Raw genomic sequence first — 21855 nt, 5'->3', positions numbered from 1 at the left:
GTTTTCATGCTTGCAATCGCTCCTGACCCCACCTCGACCCGAACCCGCCCTAACCCAGTGCCACGCAGCCCCCAGACCCGCTCTTCCACCGCCATGACGTCCGGCGAGCGCCGCGCCAGCACCAGCCTGGCGCTGATCTTCGCGCTGCGCATGCTGGGCCTGTTCCTGGTGCTGCCGGTGTTCGCACTGGAGGCGCGCAAATACCCCGGGGGGGACGACCCGGCCCTGGTTGGCCTGGCCATGGGCATCTACGGCCTGACGCAGGCCTTCCTGCAGCTGCCCCTGGGCCTGGCGTCCGACCGCTTCGGGCGCAAGCGGGTCATCGTCGCCGGGCTGGTGGTCTTTGCCGCCGGCAGCCTGATGGCGGCGCTGGCCGACTCGGTCATGGGCCTGCTGGCGGGCCGGGCGCTGCAGGGCGCGGGTGCCGTCTCAGCCGCCGTCACGGCGCTGCTGGCCGACCAGACGCGCGATGAGGTGCGCACCAAGGCCATGGCACTGGTGGGTGCCAGCATCGGGCTGATGTTCGCCGTCGCCCTTGTGGCGGCGCCGCCGCTGGCGGCCCGCTTCGGACTGTCCGGGCTGTTCACCCTGACCTGCGTGCTGGCCGTGGCCGGCATCGCCGTGGTGCTGTGGGTGGTCCCGCCCGAGCCGGCGCGCCACCAGGAGGCGCAGCGCGCGCCGCTGTCGGCCGTCTGGCGCCACGCCGACCTGCTGCGCCTGAACGCCGGCGTCTTCACCCTGCACACGGTGCAGATGGCCATGTGGGTGGCCGTGCCGGCGCTGCTGGTGCAGGCGGGCCTGGCCAAGAGCGCGCACTGGCAGATCTACCTGCCGGCGGTGGTGCTGTCCTTCGTCGCCATGGGCGGGCTGTTTGCCATGGAGCGGCGCGGGCGCCTGCGCGCGGCGCTGCTGCTGGCCATCGCCCTGGTGCTGGTGGCGCAGCTGGCCTTCGGACTGCTGTCGGCCAGCGGCGCCACGCCCTCCGTCCTGGCGCTGGGCACGCTGCTGTTCGTGTTCTTCTGCGGCTTCAACGCGCTGGAGGCCACCCAGCCCAGCCTGGTCTCGCGCATGGCGCCGGCCAACCTGCGCGGCGCGGCGCTGGGCGTCTACAACACCCTGCAGTCGCTGGGACTCTTTGCCGGTGGCGCCCTGGGCGGGGCCCTGGCCAAATGGGCGGGCGCGCCGGGGCTGTTCGCCGCCACGGCGCTGCTGACGGCGCTGTGGCTGCTCATCACCTGGCCGCTGCGCCCGGTAGGGGGCGGCACGGCGCACTGACACCGCTGCGCCTGTGCCGCCGTGCCCGCGCGGGCCTTCGCGGGCCTTGCAAAGGCGCCGTTCATCCCCATTTTTCACGGGTGCGCGCACGCGCGCGGCTAACGCCGCTATGCTGCGCACCGGGGCTCCCCTCAAGAGCCGCCGTTCTATCTGGCCCGAATCTTCTCTTTGCCATTCGGGCTGCCTTCAACTTCAACGAAAGTTTTCTCCATGGCATCCGTCAACAAAGTCATCCTCGTGGGCAACCTGGGCCGCGACCCGGAGATGCGCACCTTCCCCAGTGGCGACCAGGTGGCCAACGTGCGCATCGCCACCACCGACCGCTGGCGCGACAAGAACACGGGCGAGAACAAGGAAGCCACCGAGTGGCACAGCGTGGTCTTCAACGGCCGCTTGGCCGAGATCGTGGGCCAGTACTTGAAGAAGGGCTCGCAGGTCTATGTGGAAGGCAGCTTGCGCACCCGCAAGTGGACCGACCAGTCCGGCCAGGAGCGCTACACCACCGAAATCCGCGCCGACAGCATGCAAATGCTGGGCGGCCGCCAGGGCATGGGCGGGCAGGGTGGTGGCGATGGCTATGACGATGGCTTCGAGGCGCCGCGCCGCGCCGCGCCGCCGGCCCGCGCGCCTGCAGCCGCTCCCCGTGCTCCCGCCCCTGCGCCCCAGGCTCCTCGGCCGAGCTCGGGCTTCGACGACCTGGAAGACGACATTCCGTTCTGACGCACCCCGGGTGCGCCCGGCCTGCGGCCCGGCCGCGCAACAGCAGGGCGGCCGGGCTGTCCGCATCTCTTAACAACCGATCCATGCAGTTTTTCCAGACCCTTGGGCGCGCCAGCCGGCTGGTGCCTTTTGCATTCGCCATGGCACTGGCCGCCTGCGGTGGCGGCTCCGATGATGGCGCCGACGACGTCGGGCCACCCTCAGGCCAGCAGCAGTACCCGGCTGGCATCTGGGAAGGCACGGCAGGTACGGGCGCGGGCCAGCGGCCCGTGATCGGCTTCATCGACGGCGGTGCCGATGGCCGGGGGGGCGAGTTCTACCTGGCGCGCGGCGCAACCGGCTCGGCCGGCTACGACAGCCTGTACGGCCTGCTGCGCACCCAGGGCACGGCGCTGCAGGCCACGGCAGTGACGTACTACTCGGTGCAGGACGGCAAGTTCGCCCAGGGCCTGACCCTGCGAGGCACCGTCGCCCCGAACCCGGCCACGGGCCGTGCGGCCACCATCAGCGGCACCTATACCAGTCCGGCGGGCACGGCCGCCGCGACTGGCGCACCCATGCCGTTCAAGCTTGGCTACAGCCGCCTGAACGACTATCCCGCGCGCTCGGACCTGATTGCCGGCTCCTACCAGGGCTCGGGCCTGTTCGGTGGTTACTGGGCGCTGGACGTGGCGCGCGACGGCGCGGTCACCGGCCAGGTGGGCACCTGCAAGGTCGCCGGCACCATCACGCCGCGCGCTGCGGACTCGGCCGTGTACACCGCGGCCCTCGATTTCAGCGGTACCGACAACACCTGCGAGCCGCGCACCCAGCAGCTGGGCGTGGCCATGCTGCGCTTTGGCCCGGACAACGTGCCCAGCGGCATCTGGGTGCTGACCCGCAGCACCGTAGGCCAGCGCGACACCTATGTGCTCGATGGCGTGGCCGACCCGCGCCAGCCCGGCCCTGCACCCGAAGGCCTGCTGCCCGCTGCAGGCAACTGGCAGGGCACGCTGGCGCTGCCGGCCGGCACCGGCGGAGATGTTGCGATCGCCGGCTCGGTCGCGCCTGATGGCGGCTTTCTCTTCTACACCCAGGGCCTGGGCAGCATGGTAGCCGGCCGCAGCGCGCTGTATGGCCGCCTGTCCATCGACGCGGACTCTGCGGGCAGCACCCGCTTCCTGACGGCGCGCGATGGCGTTTACCATGAGCGCGACACTGCCAGCCCAGGCGCGCCGGGCCGCTATACCGACGGCCTGGCGGTCGATGCCACGCTGGCCAACGTCGGGGTGGCCGGACAGCCCCTGCGCCTGGTGGGCAGCTACAACTATCCAGGCCAGACGGGCGGCTTTCCGACCCGCTTCGACATGCGCCCTGCCGCAGCCTACGCCCTGCCGGTGGGCGTGGTGGCCAACGTCAACCTGATCGTCGGCAACTACCGCATGTCCGAGAAAACTGGCCTGGATGGCAGCAGGGACACCATCCTTACCGTGGACGGCTCGGGCGCCATCAACGGCCAGACCAGCGACGGCTGCCTGCTCACGGGGCGCCTGGCCGCTGAAATGGGCGCCGATCGCCAGTGGCGCAACCTCTATCGGGTCGAGACGCTGGGTTACCTGCAAGGGGCCGGCGGTACCTGCAGGCAGGCAGGCGGGCCAGTCCAGTCCGGCGTGGCTGCAGCCTTCTTTGGCGCCCGGGGCGAGGTCGTGGGGTTGCGCATTCTGGCCTCGGAGTCGGGCGCTGTCGCGCGCCATGCGCACACCGTGTTCATCGGCGAGCGGCGCTGACCAAAGGCGGGCGCGGGGCCTCCCGCCCCTCGCCCCGCGTCACTTGAGCCAGCCGCGCTTGCGAAAGTACAGCATGGGGACGACGGCGCTGGCCACCATCAGCAGGATGGCGTAGAAGTAGCCGTACTGCCACTCCACCTCGGGCATGAAGCGGAAGTTCATGCCATAGACGCTGGCAATCAGCGTCGGCGGCAGCAGCGCGACGCTGGCCACCGAGAAGATCTTGATGATCTTGTTCTGGTTGATGTTCAGGAAACCCACCAGCGCGTCCATCAGGAAGTTGATCTTGTCGAACAGGAACTGGGTGTGGCTGTCCAGCGACTCGATGTCGCGCAGGATCTGGCGCGCGTCCTCGAACTGCTCGGCGTTGAGCATCTTGCTGCGCATCATGAAGCTCACCGCGCGGCGCGTGTCCAGCATGTTGCGGCGGATGCGGCCGTTCAGGTCTTCCTGCCAGGCGATGTCGGCCAGCACCGACTGGGCGTAGTCGTCGGTCACGTTGCCATCGAGCACCCGGACACTGACGGCCTTGAGGTCGTCGTAGATGCCCTCCAGCGTGTCGGCCGAGTATTCCACGTCGGTGTCGAACAGTGCCAGCAGCACGTCCTTGGCATCGTCGATCAGGCCGGGCGCGCGGCGCGCGCGCATGCGCAGAAGGCGGAAGACCGGAATGTCCTCGTCGTGGATGGAAAACAGCACGCCGCAGCTCTTGAGCCCGCTGTTGTGCTGGTTCAGGATGAAGGCCACGCGCACGCTGCGCGGCTCCTCGTCGTCATCGACCAGGAAGTCGCTCCTGAGGTGCAGCTCCCCGTTGTCCTCCTCGTAGAAACGCGCGGACTCCTCGATGTCCTCGTCCATCACGTCCTCGGGGATGGACAGGCCATAGTGCTGCTTGATCCAGCGCTTTTCCTCCAGCGTCGGCGACTGCAGGTCCACCCAGATGGGCTGAAAGCGCGCCAGCTCTTCCAGTGATTCGATTTCTTCCTGGACCAGCCGGCCATTGGCGAGCGAAAAGATGTTGAGCATGGCCCACACTTCCTGGTTTTGGCCTGTGCTCAAGGGCACCAGCGCCGGGCGGCAAACCCGAAATTATGGCACTGGGCCAGGGCCTGCGTGGCCCTTCGAGCGGGCCAGGGCATGGCACAGGTCGGCCCAGGCGGCAGCCTTGGATTCGGGCGCGTGCAGCAAAAAGGCAGGGTCATGGCTGACCACGGCCGGCACGCCGCCGGCCAGCGTGTGCGCCCCGGCGCGCAGGTGCGCCAGGGGCGCGCGGCTGCCCAGCACCGCGCGTGCCGCGCCCAGTCCCAGGAGCAGCACCATCTGCGGGCGTGATTGCTCAAGCACCTGGGCAAGCGGCACCGCGCCCGCGTCAGGCCCGGCGTCCTGCGGGCGTGGGGCAAGCAGGGCCGCGACCCGCGTGTCCGCACGCTCGTGCAGGCGCAGGGCGCGCAGCATGTTGTCCAGCAGCCGGCCTGCGTCGCCCGCCAGGGGGTTGGCAGGCTCGGCGCATTCCAGCAGCACCAGCCAGCCGCCCGGCTGCGGGGCCGGGGCGGCTCCAGAGGCCGTGGCGTAGGGCGCCACCGGCGGGGCCAGCAGCAGCGTCGGCTGCGCGGGCGCTGAAGGCTGCGGGGCCTGTGGCCGGACTGCCTCGGCCGGCATCGCCGGGGCAGGCGCAGTGGGTGAGGCGGCAGCGGTGTGACGGGACTGGCTGCGCGGCGTCGCCGCCGCCGGTGCCGGTGCGGGTGCCTGGGCCGCGGGCGCCTGCGGCCGCGCAGGACCGACCCCGGCCGGCGCGGCGGGCGGAGCAAAGAGCGTGATGCCCATCTCCTGCAGCATGGCGCGCTGGCGCGCGTCCAGGCCCTGGTGCAGGCCGGCGGCGGTCATAGCGCCAGACTCATGACGACAGCATCCTCGCGCTCGCCCTGCACGGCCGGGTAGTAGCGCCTGCGCTCGCCCACGCGGCGAAAACCGCAGGCCTCGTAGAGGCTGCGCGCGCGGGCATTGCTCACTCGCACCTCCAGCCACAGCCACTGGGCGCCCACGCCGCGTGCCCACAGGGCGAGGGCGTCGAGCATCACGCGCGCCCAGCCCTGGCGCTGGTGCGCCGGCGCCACCGTGATGTTGAGCAAATGCACCTCGTCCACGCCCTGCATGGCGATGAAATACCCGAGCAGCTCGTCCGCGTGCGTCAGCAGCAGCTGGCACTGGTAACCCGACGCCAGCGAGTCGAGGAAGTTGCCTCGCGTCCAGGGGTGCGGGTAGGCGCTTTCCTCGATGACCATCAGCGCGTCCAGATGCGCTGCGCTGAGCGGCGCGAAACGCACGCGGGTCCCGGTTGCCGCAGCCGGTGGCGCGGCAAGGGCAGCAGGAGCAGGCGCGGTCATGGCCGCGGCCCCGCGCTGGCGCGGCGGGCGGCGTCGCGCTCGGCCGTGGTCTGGGCGACCTTGTCGCGCACGTACAGGGGCAGGGCCGCGTCGGCCGTCAGCGCTTCGCCCCGCGCCAGCAGCGTGGGCGCCAGCCGCAGCAGGGCATCGGCCGTGGGCAGCGCGCACAGGTGCCGGGCACCAGGCGCCAGGCGGTCACCGTAGGAAGCGCGGGCGTTGCCGGCGACGACCCAGCCCTGCGGCACGGCCAGCTCCTGCGGCGGGCACAGGTCGATCTCGCCGTCTCCCGTCCACTGGCCACCGGTGCCGTCGTCCTGCCAGGACCAGCGGGCCCAGTACACCTCGTCCATGCGCGCGTCGAGCGTGGCGACGATCTGGGAGGCGCCGTGCTCGGCGCGCGTCTGCTCGGCCACGGCCAGCAGGGTGTCGACCGGCAGCACCGGCACGCCCTGACCGCCCCGCGCGCCGAAGGCCAGGCCCTGGGCCACCGAGCAGGCCGTGCGCAGACCCGTGAACGAACCCGGCCCGCGCCCGAACACCACGGCGTCCAGATCGCAGAAGCCCAGCCCGGCCTGCGCCAGCAGGGCGCGCACGTTCTGCAGCAGCGCGCGCGATGCCTGCGCGCCGCCCGCCCCCGTGTGCCCGTGCACCACGCTGCCGCGCTGCACGGCGATGGACAGGGTGTCGGTGCTGGTGTCGAAGGCGAGCAGGTTCATGGCAGCGGGCATTATCGGCGCGCGGGGCCTGCGCCGCCGGCGCGGTGTCTCTGGAGCTTTTCTACACTTGCCGGCATGAAAATTTTGCGTTTCTCCTCGTGGCCGGGCCGGCTGGCTGCCCTGGCCGGCCTGGGCTTCGCCTGCGTGGGCGCTGCCCTGGCCGCGGACACCACGCTGCCCGCGGCCGTGCAAAAGGCGCTGCAGCGCGCCCAGGTGCCGCCCGAGGCGGTGTCCATCGTGGTGGCCGATGTGGACGCCGCAGGGCCGGTGCGCCTGAGCGTGCGGCCCGATGCGCCAGCCAACCCGGCCTCGGTCATGAAGCTGGTGACCACCTACGCCGCGCTGGAGCTGCTCGGCCCGGCCTTTACCTGGGAGACGACCGTGCACCTCGATGCCCGGCCGCAGGGCGGGGTGCTGCCCGGCAATGTCTACATCAAGGGCGAGGGCGATCCCAAACTGGTGGTGGAGCGGCTGTGGCTGCTGCTGCGGCGCCTGCGTGCCCAGGGCGTGCAGGCCATCGCCGGCGACATCGTGCTCGACCGCAGCGCCTTCGCCCCCGCAGCGCACGATGCGGCGCAGTTCGATGGCGAGCCCTGGCGGCCCTACAACGCCGCACCGGACGCCCTGCTGGTGAACTACAAGGCGGTCACGCTCGGCTTCCTGCCCGATCCGGCGGCAGGTGTGGCGCATGTCAGCATCGAGCCGCCGCTGGCGCGGATGGACTGGCCGGTCAGCGTGCCGCTGGCGCCTGCTGGCACGGCCTGCGGGGACTGGCGCACCGGGCTGCAGGCGCAGTTTGCCGATCCGGCGCGCATCCGCCTGCAGGGCAGCTATCCGGCGGCGTGCGGCGCACGCCATTGGTCGGTGGCGCCGGCCGACCCGCAGGGCTTTGCCGCGCGCGCCATCGAAGGCCTGTGGCGCGAGCTGGGCGGCCAGTTGGCCGGCCGGGTGCGTGACGGGCAGGTGCCCGCCGGACTGCCACTGGCCTTCGGCCTCACCTCGCCCACGCTGGCCGAGGTGGTGCGCGACATCAACAAATACAGCAACAACGTCATGACTCAGCAGGTCTTCCTCACCCTGGCGCTGCAGGGCACGGGGCAGGGCAGCACGGCGGCGGCCCGCGCGCTGCTTGGGCGCTGGTGGGACGAGCGTACCGACATGCCCGGCACCCTGGTGCTGGACAACGGCGCCGGGCTCAGCCGCGACGAGCGCGTCACCGCCCGGGCACTGGCGCGCCTGCTGCAGCAGGCCTGGGCCTCGCCGGTGATGCCCGAGCTGGTGGCGTCCCTGCCCATCGCCGGGACGGACGGCACGCTGCGCCGCCGTCCGGGCCAGGCCGCCGGCTGGGCGCACCTCAAGACGGGCACGCTGCGCGACGTGACTGCCATTGCCGGCTATGTCCTGGGCCGCAGCGGGCGTCGCCACGTGGTGGTGGCGCTGGTCAACCACCCCCACGCCCCGGCGGCCCGCCCGGCCCTCGATGCGCTGGTGGACTGGAGCCACGCCGACACGCCCTGAACGGGCCGGGATTGGTAGTTTCCCGGTGTCTGCCGGAAAAGCGCAGGAGTAGGATGCCGCAGAAAATCGAACGATCGTTCTATTCTCACAACGACCAGGAGTCCCAGATGAAACCTCGCATGCATTGGGTGGCCGCGGCCGCCATGGTCACCGTGCTGGCCGCCTGTGGCGGCGGCGGTGCCGACACCACGCCCGCCGCGCCCATCAATTCGGTCAAGGTGGTGGGTGACAGCCTGGCCGATAGCGGCACCTTCGGCATGAAGTTCACCGTGCAGGGCACGGCGGCGACCGGGGCGGGCTCCACCCCCATCTGGCCTGAGCGCGTGGCCGCCAGCTACGGCCAGACGCTGTGCCCGCGCTACGACCTGAGCGCCGGCACCGTCAACCTGCGCGCCGGCTGCACCAACTACGCCGTGGGCGGCGCGGCCATCAACAACTTCAAGAACCCGAGCGCGCCGCAATCCATCGTGCGCCAGCTCACCGACGCGGGCGCGGCCGGCTACGGCGCGGGCGACCTGCTGCTGGTCGATGGCGGCGGCAACGATGCCGGCGATCTGATCACCGCCTACCTGGCCGCGTCCAGGGACGGCGGCGCCGCCTACGCCGCGCTGCTGTCCACAGTGCTCGACCCGGCCGCCGTGCGCCAGATGCTCGCCAGCGGCGCGCCCGGCATGGCCCAGGCCGGAGGCGCCTACATGCAGGCTCTGGCCGTGCGCTTTGCCAACACCATCAAGGCCCAGGCCCTGGACAAGGGCGCGCCGCGCGTGGCCGTGCTGAACATGCCCGGCGTCACGCTCACGCCCAAGTTCCGCATGGTGCTGGCCTCCATCGCCCGGGCCAGCGGTGACGCTGCGGCGGCGCAGGCCGAGAAGATGTTCGACGGCTGGGTGCAGGCCTTCAACGCCAAGCTGGCCGAGCAGTTCGCCGGGGAAAAGCGCGTGGCCGTGGTGGACTTCTACGGCTCCTTCAAGGACCAGGCCGAGCACCCGGCGCAGTACAGCTACGCCAACGTGACCACGCCCGTGTGCCCGGTCACCGGCATGGACCCGGCCACCGGCCTGCCCAGCTACACCTTCCCGACCTGCACGGCGGCCGCGCTCTCGGCCAATCCGCCGGCCGGCGCCGGTGCCGACTGGTGGAAGAACTACGCCTTCTCTGACTCCTTCCACCCCACGCCCTACGCCCACCAGTTGCTCGGCCAGCTCGTCTCGCGCTCGCTGTCGCAGGCCGGCTGGCTCTGAGCCCGGGCCCCACCCCAACCAGACCAGAAAGCGAGCCTTTCGATGAAAACCCAAATCTTGCGCACCGGCTGCGCCCTGGCGCTGCTGGCGGCCTTCGGCGCCGCCCAGGCCCAGGTGGCCGGCACCTGGAGCGTGCGCGTGGGCGGCACGCACATCAAGCCGCAGACCCGGAGCGAGAACCTCACCGCGCCGAGCTTTCCCAACACCAAGGTGGACGTGGGCTCGGCCTCGGCGCTGACGGGCGGCATCAACTACATGCTGACCGACCACTGGGCGCTGGACCTGCCCGTGGGCCTGCCGTTCAAGCATTCGTTCTACGGTGACGACGCCATCGCCGGCGTGGGCAAGCTCGGCGAGACCAAGGTCGTGCCGGCCACGCTGTTCCTGCAATACCGCTTCGGCGAGGCCAACGCCGCGCTGCGGCCCTACGTCGGCCTGGGCGTGACCTACAGCAAGTTCTTCAAGAACCGCAGCACGGCGGCGCTGTCGGCCATCACGGGGGGCACGCCCGCCAACCCGACCACGGCCAGCATCGACAACAAGTTCGGCCTCACCCCGCAGGTGGGCCTGGTGTGGAACTTCACCGACCGCATGTTCCTGGACGTCGCGTATTACAAGAGCTTCCTGAAGACCACTGCGCACCTGTCGAGTGGCCAGAGCATCGGCATGCGGCTCAACCCCGACGTGGTGTCGGTCGGTATCGGCTGGCGCTTCTGACGCCCGGGCGCGCCGCCCGGCAAAAAGGCCGGCCCCTCGCGGGGCCGGCCTTTTTTCGTTCATCGACGAGGTGGCTTGCCGGCCTGGCGCCGGCAGCGCTCACCAGCGCAGGCGCAGGCGGTCGTAGGTGTAGTCGCCCAGCTGGCGCTGCGCGGCCGGGGTCAGATAGACCTTGTCGGCGAACACGTAGCGGTCCACATTGGCGTTGGGCAGCAGGGTGGCGCCGGTGCACAGGGCCGAGTTCACCTCGCCTGCGCCGATGCCAATGCCCGGGCCCGGGTCCACCGAGGTGCACACCGGGGTGTTGCCGTCGTTGAAGCCATAGCTGCCCGGCGAGCCCTCGAAGACGTTCACGTAGTAGGCCACGTCGATGTAGAGCACCGACTTGCCCAGGTCCTCGATATTGACCAGCAGGCCCTGGTTGAAGGCGTTGCTGGCGCGGCTGATCAGGTCCTGGCGGCCCAGGGCCTTGGCCCATGGCGTGCGGCCCAGGTCATAGGTGCCGGTCATCAGGATGTGGCCGGCGCCCGCGTTGACCAGGCGGCGCACCTGCACTGCCAGATCCTCCCCGGCCTTGCGGGCCTGGGCGACGTACTGGTCCTCGGTCTGCGTGCCGGCGCGCACGGCCGCCATGCCGGCGATGAGGTCCGAGACCCCGGCGCCGAGCATGACCAGGTCGTTGGGCTGGAATTTCTGCGTCGCCAGGAACCGGTCGATCTGCTGCGCCACCGGGGGCGTGGTGGCATCTCCGGCGGCATCGGGCGTGGCGCTCACGCGGGCGTTGCCCTGGGCATACGACAGGCCGCCTTCGGACACGGGCTTGAGCGCCACGCCGTAGCGCCCCGCCACCTGCAGCGTCCAGTTGTTCAGCGTGCCGTTGTTGACGCTGTAGCGCGTGCCTTTCTGCCCGACATCGACCGAGCCGTCGCCGAAGGAGATCATGCGATCGGGGGCGAGGGCCGATTCGGTGCTGCTCGAGCCGCAGGCCGCGAGCATCGCCGCTGCCGCACAGGCCGCTGCCACGAGGCTGCGACGCATCCAGTTTGCTGCCATGGGGAGGTTCTCCGAAAAAATCAGGGACAGAGTGTAGAGGGTGTGGTGCAGGATGCCGCAAGCTTGCGCATCAGCCTGCGGCTGCGGCGCGCTGCAGACGGTCGCGCACGCCCTCCCATGCAGGCGTGTCGGGCGGGGTCTCGACCCAGATCTGTTGCATGCCCGCGTCATCGAAGTCGCGCAGGCGGGCGAAGAGTTCGCGCGCCGCCAGCACCGGATCGTCCGGCATGGGCTGCAGCAGGACGCCCGCCCGGGGGGGCTCGATGCGCAGGGACGCGCGGGCATAGACGGCCACCGACAGGGCGCCTGCCTGCCGCTCGGCCAGCAGGGCCTGCAGCTCGCAGGCCGGCATCAGACGTACCCGCGCCGCTGGCGCGTAATGAGCCAAAAGCGTTCCGGATGCCCGCGGGGTGGCGGCTGTCAGCTCCTCTTTCGAGAGCGGGCGCAGACCGCAGGCGCGTTCGATGGCATCCCGCGAGACGGCGCCCGGGCGCAGCAGCACGGGCACGCCGCGGGTGCAGTCCACGATGGTGGACTCGATGCCCACCGCCGCGGGTCCGCCGTCGAGCACCAGCAGGTCGGGACCGAACTCGGCCGCCACGTGGGCCGCGGTGGTCGGGCTGACGCGGCCGAAGCGGTTGGCGCTGGGCGCGGCCAGGCCGTGCAGGGGCGGCGCCTGCTGCGCGAGCACGGCCAGCACCGCCTGCGCCACCGGGTGCGCCGGGCAGCGCAGGCCCACGCTGTCCTGCCCGCCCGTGGCCGCCCTGGCAGCGCCGGGCAGACGCGGCAGGATGACGGTGAGTGGTCCGGGCCAGAAGGCATCCATCAGCTGCTGGGCGAACACCGGCACCGTTCTGGCGTAGTGCACCACGGCCGCGCCATCGGCCACGTGCACGATCAACGGATGGTCGGCCGGCCGGCCCTTGGCGGCAAAAATGCGCGCTACCGCCGCGTCGTCGTCGGCAGCGGCCGCCAGGCCATAGACGGTCTCGGTGGGCAGGCCCAGCAGCTCGCCACGCGCAAGCGCCTGCACGGCGGTCTGCACCGAACTGGCGAGCGTTCCATCCAGCACCATGGCGCGGCCCCGGTCAGAACGGCGCGATGCCGAGCACGGCGGCGGCCTGCAACGCCGTGGCGCGCGCGGCCCCGGCCGAGGCCGCCGTGACGTTGAGGTGGCCCATCTTGCGCCCGCGCTTGGGCTCCGCCTTGCCATAGAGGTGCAGATGGCAGCCCGGCAGCGCCAGCACCCGGTCCCAGGCCGGCGCACGCGGCGCGCTCTGCGCACCTTCGTCAAACCACAGGTCGCCCAGCAGGTTGAGCATGACGGCGGCGCTGTGCTGGCGCGGCTGGGCCAGCGGCAGGCCGGTCATGCAGCGCACCTGCAGCTCGAACTGCGAGACGTCGGCGCCGTTCTGGCTCCAGTGGCCGCTGTTGTGCGGGCGCGGCGCCATTTCGTTGATGACCAGCCGGCCGTCCTCGAGCACGAAGAATTCCACGCACAGCACGCCCACGTAGTCCAGGTCGCGAGCTATGTTTTTTGCAGCATAAAGCGCTTGTGTGGCAATGGCTTCGGGCAGGTTTCCCTCGAAAACCTCGGTCACCGTCAGGATGCCGTCCCGGTGCAGGTTGCGTTGCACCGGCAGGTGCACCAGCGCGCCGCCGGCGCCGCGCGCGACGATGACCGAGCATTCCTGCGCCAGCGGCAGCAGCTGCTCGAGCACGCAGGGCACGCGCCCAAGCTGCTGCCAGGCGGCGGCCAGCTCCGGCGCCGTGGCCACGCGCACTTGGCCCTTGCCGTCATAGCCCAGGCGCGTGGTCTTGAGGATGCCGGGCAGCAGGGCCGGATCGGCCGCGGCCAGATCGGCCTCGCAGGCGATCACCGCGTGCGGCGCCACCGGCGCGCCCGAGCGCACGAAGCGCGCCTTCTCGGCCGCGCGGTCCTGGGCGATGGCCACGCAGGCGCCCGCCGGGGAGACCGGCAGCGCGCGCGCCAGCTGCTCCAGCGCCGCGGCCGGCACATTCTCGAACTCGGTGGTCACTGCGGCGCAGCGGCGCGCCAGCTCGGCCAGGCCCTGCGCGTCGTCATAGGCGGCGCGCACGTGGTGGTGGCTGATGCGCCCGGCCGGGCTGCCCGGATCGGGGTCGAGGACCGCCGTGGCATAGCCGAGCGCCTGGGCGGCATGCACGAACATGCGCCCGAGCTGCCCGCCGCCGAGCACGCCCAGCGTGGCACCCGGCAGGATGGGCCAAGCGACCGCCTGCGGCGTGCCGGCCGTCATGCCGCCCCCGGGGGCGGCAGCTGCATGGCGCGCGCGGCCTCGGTCTGCTCGGCGCGGAACGCCTCCAGACGGGCGCGCAGCGGCGCGTCGTGTCCGGCCAGCAGCGCCACGGCGAACAGGGCCGCGTTGGCCGCGCCGGCCGCGCCGATGGCAAAGGTGGCCACCGGCACGCCCCGGGGCATCTGCACGATGGAGTGCAGCGAATCCACGCCCGACAGGTGGCGGCTGGCCACCGGCACGCCCAGCACTGGCACCACGGTCTTGGCCGCCAGCATGCCGGGCAGGTGGGCCGCGCCGCCGGCGCCGGCGATGATGGCCTTCAGGCCCCGCCCGGCGGCGGCCTCGGCATAGGCGAACATGTCGTCGGGCATGCGGTGCGCGGAGACCACGCGCGCTTCGTGCGGGACGCCGAACTGCGCCAGGATGGCCACTGCGTGCTGCATGGTCTCCCAGTCGCTGGAAGAGCCCATGACCACGCCGATATCGATGGATTGCATGGTGTCGGGCAGGCCGCGCGCGGGCGCGGCTGCCGGGGTAGGAAGGGGATGAGCGCGGGATTTTAGGCGCGCCGGTGCTTTGCCGGACAATCGCCGCATCACGCCACACTCAAGGGCCGCAAGAACATGATGGACGTCACCGTAGAGAACTTTGAAGCCGAGGTCATTGCCGCATCCATGCAGGTGCCGGTGCTGGTCGATTTCTGGGCCCCCTGGTGCGGGCCGTGCAAGACGCTCGGGCCGCTGCTGGAAAAGCTCGAGACCGAATACGCCGGCCGCTTTAAGCTGGTCAAGATCGACTCCGACCAGGAGCAGCAGCTCGCCGCCATGTTCGGCATCCGCAGCATTCCGACCTGCATCCTGATGATGAACGGCCAGCCGGTCGATGGCTTCATGGGCGCCCAGCCCGAGGGGCAGCTGCGCGCCTTCCTGGACAAGCACCTGCCCAGCCCCGAGGAACTGCAGGCGCAGGCCGAGGAAGACCTGGCGCAGGAGGCGCTGGCCAGCGGCGACACGGACGATGCCCTGGAGAAGCTGCAGCACGCCGTGGCCACCGACCCGGCCAACGACGACGCGCGCTTCGACTACGTGCGCCTGCTGCTGCAGCTCGGCCGCACCGACGACGCCAAGGTGGCCTTCGCCCCGGTCATCGCCAAGGCCGAAGGCTCGCGCCGCCTGGGTGCGCTCAAGGTCTGGATGGATGCTATCGATTTCGTAGCTAATTATCCAGCAGGGATGCCGTCGGAGGCCGATTTCGACGCAAAGATTGCAGCCGACAGGCGCGACTTCGAAGCGCGCTTTGGCCGCGCGCGCTGGCTGCTGGCCGGGCAGCGCTGGACCGAGGCGATGGACGAGCTGCTGGAGATCCTGATGCGCGACAAGGCCTGGGAGGACGGCGCCGCGCGCAAGGCCTACGTCGCCATCCTGGAGATCATCGAGCCGCCCAAGCCCAAGGTCGCCGACGGCCAGATCCCGCCCGAGGACCCCACGGTGGCCAGCTACCGTCGGCGCCTGTCCAGCGTGGTGCTGAGCTGAAAGGAAAAGGGCGGGGTCTCGCGCCCCGCGCCTTCGGGGCCTTTCAGCCCACCAGCCGCTCGTAGGCCTCGCGGTACTTCTCGGCGGTCTTTTCCACCACCTCGCGCGGCAGGCGCGGTGCCGGGGCGGACTTGTTCCAGGGCTTGCCGCCGACCTGGGCCTGCTCCAGCCAGTCGCGCACGAACTGCTTGTCGTAGCTGGGCGGGTTCTCGCCCGCGGCCAGCGCCTGGGCGTAGCCTTCCACGGGCCAGTAGCGCGAGCTGTCGGGGGTCAGCACCTCGTCCATCAGCACCAGGTGGCCGGCGTCATCCAGGCCAAACTCGAATTTGGTGTCGGCGATGATCATGCCGCGCTCCAGGGCGATGGCGGCGGCCGCCTCGTACAGCTCGATGGAGATGTCGCGGATGCGCGTGGCCAGGTCCGGGCCCACCATTTCCACCGTCCGCTCGAAGCTGATGTTCTCGTCGTGCTCGCCCACGGCCGCCTTGGCCGCCGGGGTGTAGATGCTGTGCGGCAGGCGCGCGGCGTTGGTCAGGCCCTCGGGCAGCTGCACGCCGCAGACCGAGCGCGCGTCCTGGTATTCCTTCCAGCCGCTGCCGGCCAGGTAGCCGCGCACCACGGCCTCGATCGGCAGGGGCCGCAGGCGCCGCACCAGCATGGAACGGCCCTGCACCTGGGGCACTTCCTCGGCGGTGACCACGCTTTCGGGGGCTTCGCCCGTCAGGTGGTTGGGCACGATGTGGCCGAGCCGGTCGAACCAGAACAGCGCCATCTTCGTGAGCAGTTCGCCCTTGCCGGGGATGGGCTCGCCCATGATGACGTCGAAAGCCGAGAGCCGGTCGCTGGCCACCATCAGGATGCGGTCGTCCCCCACGGCGTAGTTGTCGCGCACCTTGCCGCGCGCGAGCAGCGGCAGCGAAGTGAGGGCGGAGGTGTGCAGGGGGGCAGGGCGGGGCTGGTTCATGGCGTGAAATTCTATCCATCCCTCCCCGGACAACCCCCGGATTGTGCGACGTTTTCACCGTCCTGGCACCTGGGCGCCAGAACCCGCGCGCCGCATCGGGGATCGCGTTGCCAGCACCGTCCGGCGCGCGCATAGTGGGCCCTGCTTCGAAAGCATTCAAGTTCCCCGGCCGCCCGGCCGCGCACAGGCTGGCCCAGGCGGCGTTCTTCAACCGTGAGTCGCAGGAGACCCCTCTATGAACTTGACGATCAGTGGCCACCACCTCGAAGTGACCCCGGCCTTGCGCAGCTACGTGACCACCAAGCTCGAGCGCATCACGCGCCATTTCGACCAGGTGGTCGATGCCAAGGTGCTCCTGACCGTGGAAAAGCAAAAGGAAAAGGACCGGCGCCAGCGCGCCGAGTGCACGCTCCGAGTCAAGGGCAGCGACCTTTTCGTCGAAAGCGCGCATGCCGACCTGTACGCGGCCGTCGATGAGCTGATGGACCGGCTCGACCGCATGGTGGTGCGCCACAAGGACAAGGTGCAGGACCACCAGCCCCGCGTGCGCCGCGCCACGCTGCAGCAGGCGGCCGAAGCCACTGTTTGAAGTCCGGGGCACGCCGCCCTCCCTTACACTGGCGCACCAGCGGACCGCCCACCCGGGCGGTTTTTTGTTGCCCTTGGATACAGTTCGAGGGTTATTCCCAGGAATGCATAATCCTGGCCCACGACCATGAACCGACTTGCTTCCATCCTGCCTGCCGCCCATGTGCTCGTGAGCGTCGATGCCACCAGCAAGAAGCGCGCCTTTGAAGAGGCGGGTCTGCTGTTCGAGAGCCAGCATGGCCTGTCCCGGGCCCTGATCACCGACAGTCTGTTCGCCCGTGAGCGGCTGGGCTCGACCGGTCTGGGCCATGGCGTGGCCATCCCGCACGGGCGCATCAAGGGGCTGAAGTCGCCCATGGCGGCGGTGTTCCAGCTGGCCCAGCCCATCGGCTTCGACGCCCCGGACGAGCAGCCGGTGGTGCTGCTGATCTTCCTGCTGGTGCCCGAGGCGGCGACGCAGAAGCACCTGGAGATCCTCTCGGAAATCGCCGAGCTGCTGAGCGACAGCGCCCTGCGCGAGCGCCTGAAGTCCTGCCAGGACGCGGCCGAGCTGCACCGCATGATTGCCCAGTGGCAGTCTGCCCAGCCCGCCAGCGGCGACTGACGGCCCCGCCCGCGCCGTACCGGAGCGCCCGGCCGTGAAGCCCAACGTCGTCAGCGCCGACGTCCTGTTCGAGGAATTTCGCACCCTCCTGAAGTGGGAGTGGATCGCCGGGCTGAGCGCCTCCGAACGGCGCTTTGCCGAGGTCGCGGTGCGCGCCGCGCGCTCGGGCGCCGACCTGGTCGGCTACCTGAACTACATCCACCCGTACCGGGTGCAGATCCTGGGCGAGCGCGAGATCGGCTACCTGTGCAACGCCACGCCCGAGGACTGCAAGCGCCGCATCGCGCGCATCGTCACGCTGGAGCCGCCCGTGCTGGTGCTGGCCGACGACCAGGAGGCGCCCGAGGAGCTGCTGCAGATGTGCGAGCGGGCGCAGATTCCGCTGTTCGCCACGCACGAGTCGGCCGCCTTCGTCAGCGACGTGCTGCGCGCCTACCTGTCCAAGCACTTCGCCGACCGCACCACCATGCACGGCGTGTTCATGGACATTCTGGGCCTGGGCGTGCTGATCACGGGCGAGTCGGGCCTGGGCAAGAGCGAGCTGGGGCTGGAGCTGATCTCGCGCGGCAACGGCCTGGTGGCCGACGACGCGGTGGACCTGTACCGCATCAACCAGACCACCATCGAGGGCAAGTGTCCGGACCTGCTGCAGAACCTGCTGGAGGTGCGCGGCATTGGCCTGCTGGACATCCGCACCATCTTCGGCGAGTCGGCCGTGCGTCGGCGCATGCGCCTGAAACTCATCGTGCACCTGGTGCGCAAGGAGACGCTGGAGCGCGACTACGAGCGCCTGCCGTCGCAGCCGCTCACCCAGGACGTGCTGGGCGTGCCGGTGCTGAAAGTCATCATCCAGGTCGTGGCCGGGCGCAACATCGCCGTGCTGGTGGAGGCGGCCGTGCGCAACACCATCCTGCAGCTGCGCGGCATCGACACCTACCAGGAATTCGTCGAGCGCCATCGCCGCGCCATGCAGCAGGGCGGCTCCTGAATCTCCAGGCTTTTTTCAGTCGGCGGCCGAATGCCGGGCCGCGCACTGGGCGCACTGGCCGTACAGCGCCATGGCGTGGTCGCGCACCACCCAGCCTTTCTCGCGGGCGATGAGCTGCTGGCGCTTTTCGATCTCCGGGTCGTAGAACTCCTCGACGCTGCCGCAGGCCGTGCAGATGAAGTGGTCGTGGTGCTCGCCTTCGTTGAGCTCGTAGATGGCCTTGCCGCCCTCGAAATTGCTGCGGATCAGGATGCCCGCCTGCTCGAACTGCGTGAGCACGCGATAGACCGTGGCCAGGCCGATGTCCGAGCGCTCGTCCAGCAGGACGCGAAAGACGTCCTCGGCCGTCATGTGGCGCTGTGCGCCGCTCTGGAAGATCTGGAGGATTTTCAGGCGTGGCAGCGTGGCCTTCAGGCCCGTGCTCTTGAGTTCTTCGATGTTGGTCATGCAAGCCCTTTCGTGTGCCAGTCGTGCTCCGGATTGGCTGCGCTCAAGGCCCGGAAAATCCTGCCGCTACAATGATTCGGATCATATCCCTATGCCTATTTCCATGCCTGTTTCCGCCCATTGGCCCGTGCGCTTTGGCGCCCTCGTGCTCCTTGGCGCTGCACTGTCCGGCTGTGCGGACACGGCCCACCGCGTGGTCGGCGCCGTCACGCCCTACAAGATCGATGTGGTGCAGGGTAACTTCATCTCCAGCGAGCAGGTCGCGGCGCTCAAGCCCGGCATGGGCCGTCAGCAGGTGCGCGAGATCCTGGGCACGCCCTTGATGGCCAGCGTCTTCCACGCCGACCGCTGGGAGTACGTGTTCACGCTCAAGCGCCCCGGGGTGGAGGTGCAGTCGCGCCGGCTGACCGTCTTCTTCAAAGACGATGTGCTCGATCGGGTCGAAGGCGACGAAATGCCCAGCGAGGCCGATTTTGTCGCCTCGCTCGCCTCCAAGGCTTCCAGGCGCCCGGTGCCGGTGCTCGAAGCCAGCGAGGAGCAGCTGGCGCGCCACCCGGTCAAGCCCGACACGGCGCCGCCGCTCGATGCCCAGCCGCCAGCGCCGCCGCCCCTGAGCTACCCGCCGCTGGAGTCGTCGGCGCGCTGAGCGCCGCCTCGGCCCGCCCGGCGCGCGCCGTGGTCCGCCGTTTTCCTGATCTGCTGCCTCCTGCCATGACCTCTTCTTCCTCCGCTCCCCGCCGCGTGGCCGTGGCAGGCGCTTCCGGCCGCATGGGCCGCATGCTGATCGAGGCCATCGCCGCCAGCGGCGACTGCCGCCTCGCCGGCGCCCTGGACCTGCCGGGCAGCCCGGCCCTGGGCCAGGACGCCATGGCCCACCTGGGCCGCGACAGCGGCGTGGCCATCACCTCGGACGTGCGCGCGGGCCTGGCGCAGGCCGATGTGTTGATTGACTTCACCCGCCCCGAGGGCACGCTGGCGCACGCCGCCGTGTGCGCCGAGCTGGGCGTGCAGATGGTCATCGGCACGACCGGGTTCTCCGACGGGCAGAAGGCACAGCTCGAAGCCGCCGCCCGGCAGGTGGCCATCGTCTTTGCACCCAACATGAGCGTGGGCGTGAACGTCACCCTCAAGCTGCTGCAGATGGCCGCGCGCGCCCTGGGCGAGGGCTGGGACATCGAGATCGTCGAGGCCCACCACCGCCACAAGGTGGACGCGCCCTCGGGCACGGCCCTCAGGATGGGCGAGGTCATCGCCGAGGCGCAGGGCACGCGCCTGGTCGACCGCGCCGTCTATGAGCGCTACGGCCACACCGGCGAGCGCCCGGCCGACGCCATCGGCTTTGCCACCGTGCGCGGTGGCGACATCGTGGGCGACCACACGGTGCTGTTCGCCGGCACCGGCGAGCGCGTGGAGATCGCGCACAAGTCCGGCAGCCGCGAGGGCTACGCCCAGGGCAGCCTGCGCGCCGTGCACTTCCTCGCGGGCAAGGACTCGGGCATGTTCGACATGTTCGACGTACTGGGCCTGCAGGGCTGACGCGCGGCGCGGCGGACCACCCTAAGGCAGCGCACGCGGCGCCATGCAAGCCCTTGACCTCTTGCGCCAGGGCGATGCGGTCACGCAGGCCACGGCGCTGCTGCTGCTGGCCATGTCGGTGGCCAGCTGGGTGGTCATCCTCTGGAAGCTGCGCCTGACCTGGGGCGCGCGCGCCCAGCTGGCGCGAAGCGTGGCCGCCTTCTGGCAGGCCCCGGCGCTGGCCGAGGCGCCCGCGCGCATGGCCGCCTTCGACCGCCGCGCCCTGGCGCGGCCGCTGGCCCAGGCGGCACTGGCCTGGCAGCTGGCGGGCGCCGGCCCCGGCGCCCTGGGCGGGCAGGGCAGCGCCGCGGCACGCCTGACGCGCGCCCTGCGCGGCGCGCTGCACGGGGTGCTGGCGCAGCTGCAATTCGGTCAGGTGCTGCTGGCCACCGTCGGCGCCACCGCGCCCTTCGTCGGCCTGCTGGGCACGGTGTGGGGCATCCACCATGCGCTGTCGGCGCTGGCCGGGGCGCAGCAGGTCACCATCGAGCGGCTGGCCAGCCCGGTGGGCGAGGCGCTGGTCATGACGGCCGCGGGCCTGGCCGTGGCCATTCCGGCGGTGCTCGCCTACAACGGCTTCGGCCGCGCCACGGCGACGCTGGAGGCCGAGCTCGAAGGCTTTGCGCACGACCTGCGCGAGCTGCTGGCCGGGCCGCCGGGCTGAGGCGGCGGGGCGGACCCCATGGCTTCTTTCGGCCGGATCGAGCGCCCGCGCAGCAGCGCGCCCATGAGCGACATCAACGTCACGCCGCTGGTGGACGTGATGCTGGTGCTGTTGGTTATCTTCATCCTGGCCGCGCCGCTGCTGGCTGGCAGCATCCGCCTGCAGCTGCCGCGCGCCGATGGCGTGCAGCCCGCGCCGGCCCAGGCCCGGCCTATCGCCGTGGCACTGGACGCCGCCGGCCGGCTCTACCTGCAGGATGCGCCGGTGGCCGACGAGGCGCTGCCCGCCCTGCTGCGCGAGATTGCCACACGCACGCCCGACGCCGAGCTGGCCCTGCGCGCCGACGCTGCCGTGGCCTACGGGCGCGTGGTACAGGTCCTGGGAACGGCGCACGCGGCCGGGCTCACGCGCATCGGCTTCGTGACCGAGCCGGCCGCCCAGGAAGCGCCAAAAGAGCAAAAACCATAGCTAGATGTCTTTACGGCACGGACATCTGCGTGTGATTTCATGCGCAAATCGTTGCCCTGCAAAGGCATTGTGCTGCAATTCAAGTAGCAAAAGCCCTCCGCCGCGCAAGACCTAGAATCGCAGGCGATCCACGGCGCCCCGCACCCGGCGCCGGCTTTCCCTCTCCTCCCAGTCCATGCAAGACAAGTACAACCCCGCCGAGGTGGAGCGCGCCGCGCACGACCACTGGAACGCCCGCGACGCCTACCGCGTCACCGAAGACCAGGCCAAGCCCAAGTTCTACGCCTGCTCCATGCTGCCATACCCCAGCGGCAAGCTGCACATGGGCCACGTGCGCAACTACACCATCAACGACA

At 70.7% G+C, this 21855-nt stretch carries 25 protein-coding genes; 15 read left to right on the top strand and 10 right to left on the bottom strand.

Going from position 1 to position 21855, the window contains the following annotated elements:
- Positions 1-93: 93 nt before the first annotated feature.
- From RT051_RS01995 to RT051_RS01985, 3 genes are all read left to right on the top strand, one after another.
- Positions 94-1275 carry an MFS transporter gene (locus RT051_RS01995; RefSeq protein WP_313070627.1) on the top strand — a complete coding sequence of 394 codons (1182 nt, stop codon included), beginning with the start codon at positions 94-96 and terminating at the stop codon, positions 1273-1275.
- A gap of 210 nt (positions 1276-1485) precedes the next feature.
- Entirely contained in the window at positions 1486-1995 is a 510-nt protein-coding gene (gene ssb, locus RT051_RS01990; protein WP_313070623.1) for a single-stranded DNA-binding protein, read from the top strand.
- An 83-nt stretch (positions 1996-2078) separates the two neighbouring features.
- The gene (locus RT051_RS01985) at positions 2079-3761 is read left to right on the top strand and encodes a hypothetical protein (protein WP_313070619.1); all 1683 of its coding nucleotides are present in this window, start codon (positions 2079-2081) and stop codon (positions 3759-3761) included.
- Between the two features lie 39 nt (positions 3762-3800).
- Here RT051_RS01985 and corA read toward each other — a convergent pair whose 3' ends face one another.
- From corA to tsaB, 4 genes are all read right to left on the bottom strand, one after another.
- Positions 3801-4787, bottom strand: coding sequence for a magnesium/cobalt transporter CorA (gene corA, locus RT051_RS01980; protein ID WP_313070616.1), 987 nt, complete (start codon positions 4785-4787; stop codon positions 3801-3803).
- Positions 4788-4850: 63 nt separating this feature from the next.
- Positions 4851-5645 carry a uracil-DNA glycosylase family protein gene (locus RT051_RS01975; protein ID WP_313070611.1) on the bottom strand — a complete coding sequence of 265 codons (795 nt, stop codon included), beginning with the start codon at positions 5643-5645 and terminating at the stop codon, positions 4851-4853.
- Complete coding sequence (gene rimI, locus RT051_RS01970; protein WP_313070606.1) at positions 5642-6145, bottom strand: ribosomal protein S18-alanine N-acetyltransferase; 504 nt, start codon at positions 6143-6145, stop codon at positions 5642-5644. The genes RT051_RS01975 and rimI overlap by 4 nt, the downstream gene beginning before the upstream one ends.
- On the bottom strand, positions 6142-6861 hold the full coding sequence (tsaB, locus tag RT051_RS01965) for a tRNA (adenosine(37)-N6)-threonylcarbamoyltransferase complex dimerization subunit type 1 TsaB (protein WP_313070603.1): 720 nt from the start codon (positions 6859-6861) through the stop codon (positions 6142-6144). Before tsaB ends, rimI begins: the two co-directional genes overlap by 4 nt.
- 75 nt (positions 6862-6936) lie before the next feature.
- Between tsaB and dacB the strand changes: the two genes are divergently transcribed.
- From dacB to RT051_RS01950, 3 genes are all read left to right on the top strand, one after another.
- Positions 6937-8379: a D-alanyl-D-alanine carboxypeptidase/D-alanyl-D-alanine-endopeptidase gene (gene dacB, locus RT051_RS01960; RefSeq protein WP_313070593.1), complete on the top strand. Its 1443-nt coding sequence runs from the start codon at positions 6937-6939 to the stop codon at positions 8377-8379.
- A gap of 107 nt (positions 8380-8486) precedes the next feature.
- Entirely contained in the window at positions 8487-9620 is a 1134-nt protein-coding gene (locus tag RT051_RS01955; RefSeq protein WP_313070588.1) for an SGNH/GDSL hydrolase family protein, read from the top strand.
- A gap of 42 nt (positions 9621-9662) precedes the next feature.
- Complete coding sequence (locus RT051_RS01950) at positions 9663-10337, top strand: OmpW family outer membrane protein (RefSeq protein ID WP_313070584.1); 675 nt, start codon at positions 9663-9665, stop codon at positions 10335-10337.
- Positions 10338-10436: 99 nt separating this feature from the next.
- Here the strand turns inward: RT051_RS01950 and RT051_RS01945 are convergent, their stop codons facing one another.
- The 4 genes from RT051_RS01945 to purE form a co-directional block, all read right to left on the bottom strand.
- Positions 10437-11390 (bottom strand): SGNH/GDSL hydrolase family protein, encoded by a 954-nt coding sequence (locus RT051_RS01945; RefSeq protein WP_313070581.1) that lies wholly within the window; start codon positions 11388-11390, stop codon positions 10437-10439.
- Between the two features lie 70 nt (positions 11391-11460).
- Positions 11461-12465, bottom strand: a complete 1005-nt coding sequence (locus RT051_RS01940; protein WP_313070577.1) for an L-threonylcarbamoyladenylate synthase — start codon at positions 12463-12465, stop codon at positions 11461-11463.
- A 13-nt stretch (positions 12466-12478) separates the two neighbouring features.
- Positions 12479-13669 carry a 5-(carboxyamino)imidazole ribonucleotide synthase gene (locus RT051_RS01935; protein ID WP_313070574.1) on the bottom strand — a complete coding sequence of 397 codons (1191 nt, stop codon included), beginning with the start codon at positions 13667-13669 and terminating at the stop codon, positions 12479-12481.
- Positions 13666-14166, bottom strand: coding sequence for a 5-(carboxyamino)imidazole ribonucleotide mutase (purE, locus tag RT051_RS01930; protein ID WP_313070569.1), 501 nt, complete (start codon positions 14164-14166; stop codon positions 13666-13668). Before purE ends, RT051_RS01935 begins: the two co-directional genes overlap by 4 nt.
- A 126-nt stretch (positions 14167-14292) precedes the next feature.
- On the opposite strand from purE, the gene trxA reads away from it, so the two are divergent.
- Positions 14293-15201 carry a thioredoxin gene (trxA, locus tag RT051_RS01925; protein ID WP_313070566.1) on the top strand — a complete coding sequence of 303 codons (909 nt, stop codon included), beginning with the start codon at positions 14293-14295 and terminating at the stop codon, positions 15199-15201.
- Between the two features lie 43 nt (positions 15202-15244).
- Here the strand turns inward: trxA and RT051_RS01920 are convergent, their stop codons facing one another.
- Entirely contained in the window at positions 15245-16165 is a 921-nt protein-coding gene (locus tag RT051_RS01920; protein ID WP_313070563.1) for a phosphoribosylaminoimidazolesuccinocarboxamide synthase, read from the bottom strand.
- 235 nt (positions 16166-16400) lie between these two features.
- Between RT051_RS01920 and hpf the strand changes: the two genes are divergently transcribed.
- The 3 genes from hpf (at position 16401) to hprK (ending at position 18345) form a co-directional block, all read left to right on the top strand.
- Entirely contained in the window at positions 16401-16754 is a 354-nt protein-coding gene (gene hpf, locus RT051_RS01915; RefSeq protein WP_313070559.1) for a ribosome hibernation-promoting factor, HPF/YfiA family, read from the top strand.
- A gap of 126 nt (positions 16755-16880) precedes the next feature.
- Positions 16881-17357 carry a PTS sugar transporter subunit IIA gene (locus RT051_RS01910; RefSeq protein WP_313070554.1) on the top strand — a complete coding sequence of 159 codons (477 nt, stop codon included), beginning with the start codon at positions 16881-16883 and terminating at the stop codon, positions 17355-17357.
- 34 nt (positions 17358-17391) lie between these two features.
- Positions 17392-18345 carry an HPr(Ser) kinase/phosphatase gene (gene hprK, locus RT051_RS01905; protein ID WP_313070552.1) on the top strand — a complete coding sequence of 318 codons (954 nt, stop codon included), beginning with the start codon at positions 17392-17394 and terminating at the stop codon, positions 18343-18345.
- A gap of 15 nt (positions 18346-18360) precedes the next feature.
- Here the strand turns inward: hprK and fur are convergent, their stop codons facing one another.
- Positions 18361-18792 (bottom strand): ferric iron uptake transcriptional regulator, encoded by a 432-nt coding sequence (gene fur, locus RT051_RS01900; RefSeq protein WP_313070548.1) that lies wholly within the window; start codon positions 18790-18792, stop codon positions 18361-18363.
- A gap of 103 nt (positions 18793-18895) precedes the next feature.
- Here fur and RT051_RS01895 point away from each other — a divergent pair, with 103 nt between their 5' ends.
- The 5 genes from RT051_RS01895 to RT051_RS01875 all read left to right on the top strand — a co-directional run.
- On the top strand, positions 18896-19438 hold the full coding sequence (locus RT051_RS01895; RefSeq protein ID WP_313070545.1) for an outer membrane protein assembly factor BamE: 543 nt from the start codon (positions 18896-18898) through the stop codon (positions 19436-19438).
- A gap of 65 nt (positions 19439-19503) precedes the next feature.
- Positions 19504-20328 carry a 4-hydroxy-tetrahydrodipicolinate reductase gene (gene dapB, locus RT051_RS01890; RefSeq protein ID WP_313070542.1) on the top strand — a complete coding sequence of 275 codons (825 nt, stop codon included), beginning with the start codon at positions 19504-19506 and terminating at the stop codon, positions 20326-20328.
- A 43-nt stretch (positions 20329-20371) separates the two neighbouring features.
- On the top strand, positions 20372-21031 hold the full coding sequence (locus RT051_RS01885; RefSeq protein ID WP_313070539.1) for a MotA/TolQ/ExbB proton channel family protein: 660 nt from the start codon (positions 20372-20374) through the stop codon (positions 21029-21031).
- An 18-nt stretch (positions 21032-21049) separates the two neighbouring features.
- Entirely contained in the window at positions 21050-21499 is a 450-nt protein-coding gene (locus RT051_RS01880; protein ID WP_313070536.1) for a biopolymer transporter ExbD, read from the top strand.
- A gap of 175 nt (positions 21500-21674) precedes the next feature.
- Positions 21675-21855 (top strand): class I tRNA ligase family protein (locus tag RT051_RS01875; protein ID WP_313070532.1); only part of this gene is annotated, 181 nt, incomplete at its 3' end.

Source organism: Melaminivora sp. (assembly GCF_032059615.1).
In the GTDB taxonomy this organism is placed as follows: Bacteria; Pseudomonadota; Gammaproteobacteria; order Burkholderiales; family Burkholderiaceae_C; genus Melaminivora.
The sequence above is the reverse complement of the archived record's forward strand: the minus strand, read 5'-3'. Positions and strand labels throughout refer to the sequence as shown.

Excerpts from the sequence above, each read along its gene's own strand:
- RT051_RS01995 (WP_313070627.1), top strand. The coding sequence starts at position 94 with ATGACGTCCGGCGAGCGCCGCGCCAGCACCAGCCTGGCGCTGATCTTC.
- ssb (WP_313070623.1), top strand. The coding sequence starts at position 1,486 with ATGGCATCCGTCAACAAAGTCATCCTCGTGGGCAACCTGGGCCGCGAC.
- RT051_RS01985 (WP_313070619.1), top strand. The coding sequence starts at position 2,079 with ATGCAGTTTTTCCAGACCCTTGGGCGCGCCAGCCGGCTGGTGCCTTTT.
- corA (WP_313070616.1), bottom strand. The coding sequence starts at position 4,787 with ATGCTCAACATCTTTTCGCTCGCCAATGGCCGGCTGGTCCAGGAAGAA.
- RT051_RS01975 (WP_313070611.1), bottom strand. The coding sequence starts at position 5,645 with ATGACCGCCGCCGGCCTGCACCAGGGCCTGGACGCGCGCCAGCGCGCC.
- rimI (WP_313070606.1), bottom strand. The coding sequence starts at position 6,145 with ATGACCGCGCCTGCTCCTGCTGCCCTTGCCGCGCCACCGGCTGCGGCA.
- tsaB (WP_313070603.1), bottom strand. The coding sequence starts at position 6,861 with ATGAACCTGCTCGCCTTCGACACCAGCACCGACACCCTGTCCATCGCC.
- dacB (WP_313070593.1), top strand. The coding sequence starts at position 6,937 with ATGAAAATTTTGCGTTTCTCCTCGTGGCCGGGCCGGCTGGCTGCCCTG.
- RT051_RS01955 (WP_313070588.1), top strand. The coding sequence starts at position 8,487 with ATGAAACCTCGCATGCATTGGGTGGCCGCGGCCGCCATGGTCACCGTG.
- RT051_RS01950 (WP_313070584.1), top strand. The coding sequence starts at position 9,663 with ATGAAAACCCAAATCTTGCGCACCGGCTGCGCCCTGGCGCTGCTGGCG.
- RT051_RS01945 (WP_313070581.1), bottom strand. The coding sequence starts at position 11,390 with ATGGCAGCAAACTGGATGCGTCGCAGCCTCGTGGCAGCGGCCTGTGCG.
- RT051_RS01940 (WP_313070577.1), bottom strand. The coding sequence starts at position 12,465 with ATGGTGCTGGATGGAACGCTCGCCAGTTCGGTGCAGACCGCCGTGCAG.
- RT051_RS01935 (WP_313070574.1), bottom strand. The coding sequence starts at position 13,669 with ATGACGGCCGGCACGCCGCAGGCGGTCGCTTGGCCCATCCTGCCGGGT.
- purE (WP_313070569.1), bottom strand. The coding sequence starts at position 14,166 with ATGCAATCCATCGATATCGGCGTGGTCATGGGCTCTTCCAGCGACTGG.
- trxA (WP_313070566.1), top strand. The coding sequence starts at position 14,293 with ATGATGGACGTCACCGTAGAGAACTTTGAAGCCGAGGTCATTGCCGCA.
- RT051_RS01920 (WP_313070563.1), bottom strand. The coding sequence starts at position 16,165 with ATGAACCAGCCCCGCCCTGCCCCCCTGCACACCTCCGCCCTCACTTCG.
- hpf (WP_313070559.1), top strand. The coding sequence starts at position 16,401 with ATGAACTTGACGATCAGTGGCCACCACCTCGAAGTGACCCCGGCCTTG.
- RT051_RS01910 (WP_313070554.1), top strand. The coding sequence starts at position 16,881 with ATGAACCGACTTGCTTCCATCCTGCCTGCCGCCCATGTGCTCGTGAGC.
- fur (WP_313070548.1), bottom strand. The coding sequence starts at position 18,792 with ATGACCAACATCGAAGAACTCAAGAGCACGGGCCTGAAGGCCACGCTG.
- RT051_RS01895 (WP_313070545.1), top strand. The coding sequence starts at position 18,896 with ATGCCTGTTTCCGCCCATTGGCCCGTGCGCTTTGGCGCCCTCGTGCTC.
- dapB (WP_313070542.1), top strand. The coding sequence starts at position 19,504 with ATGACCTCTTCTTCCTCCGCTCCCCGCCGCGTGGCCGTGGCAGGCGCT.
- RT051_RS01885 (WP_313070539.1), top strand. The coding sequence starts at position 20,372 with ATGCAAGCCCTTGACCTCTTGCGCCAGGGCGATGCGGTCACGCAGGCC.
- RT051_RS01880 (WP_313070536.1), top strand. The coding sequence starts at position 21,050 with ATGGCTTCTTTCGGCCGGATCGAGCGCCCGCGCAGCAGCGCGCCCATG.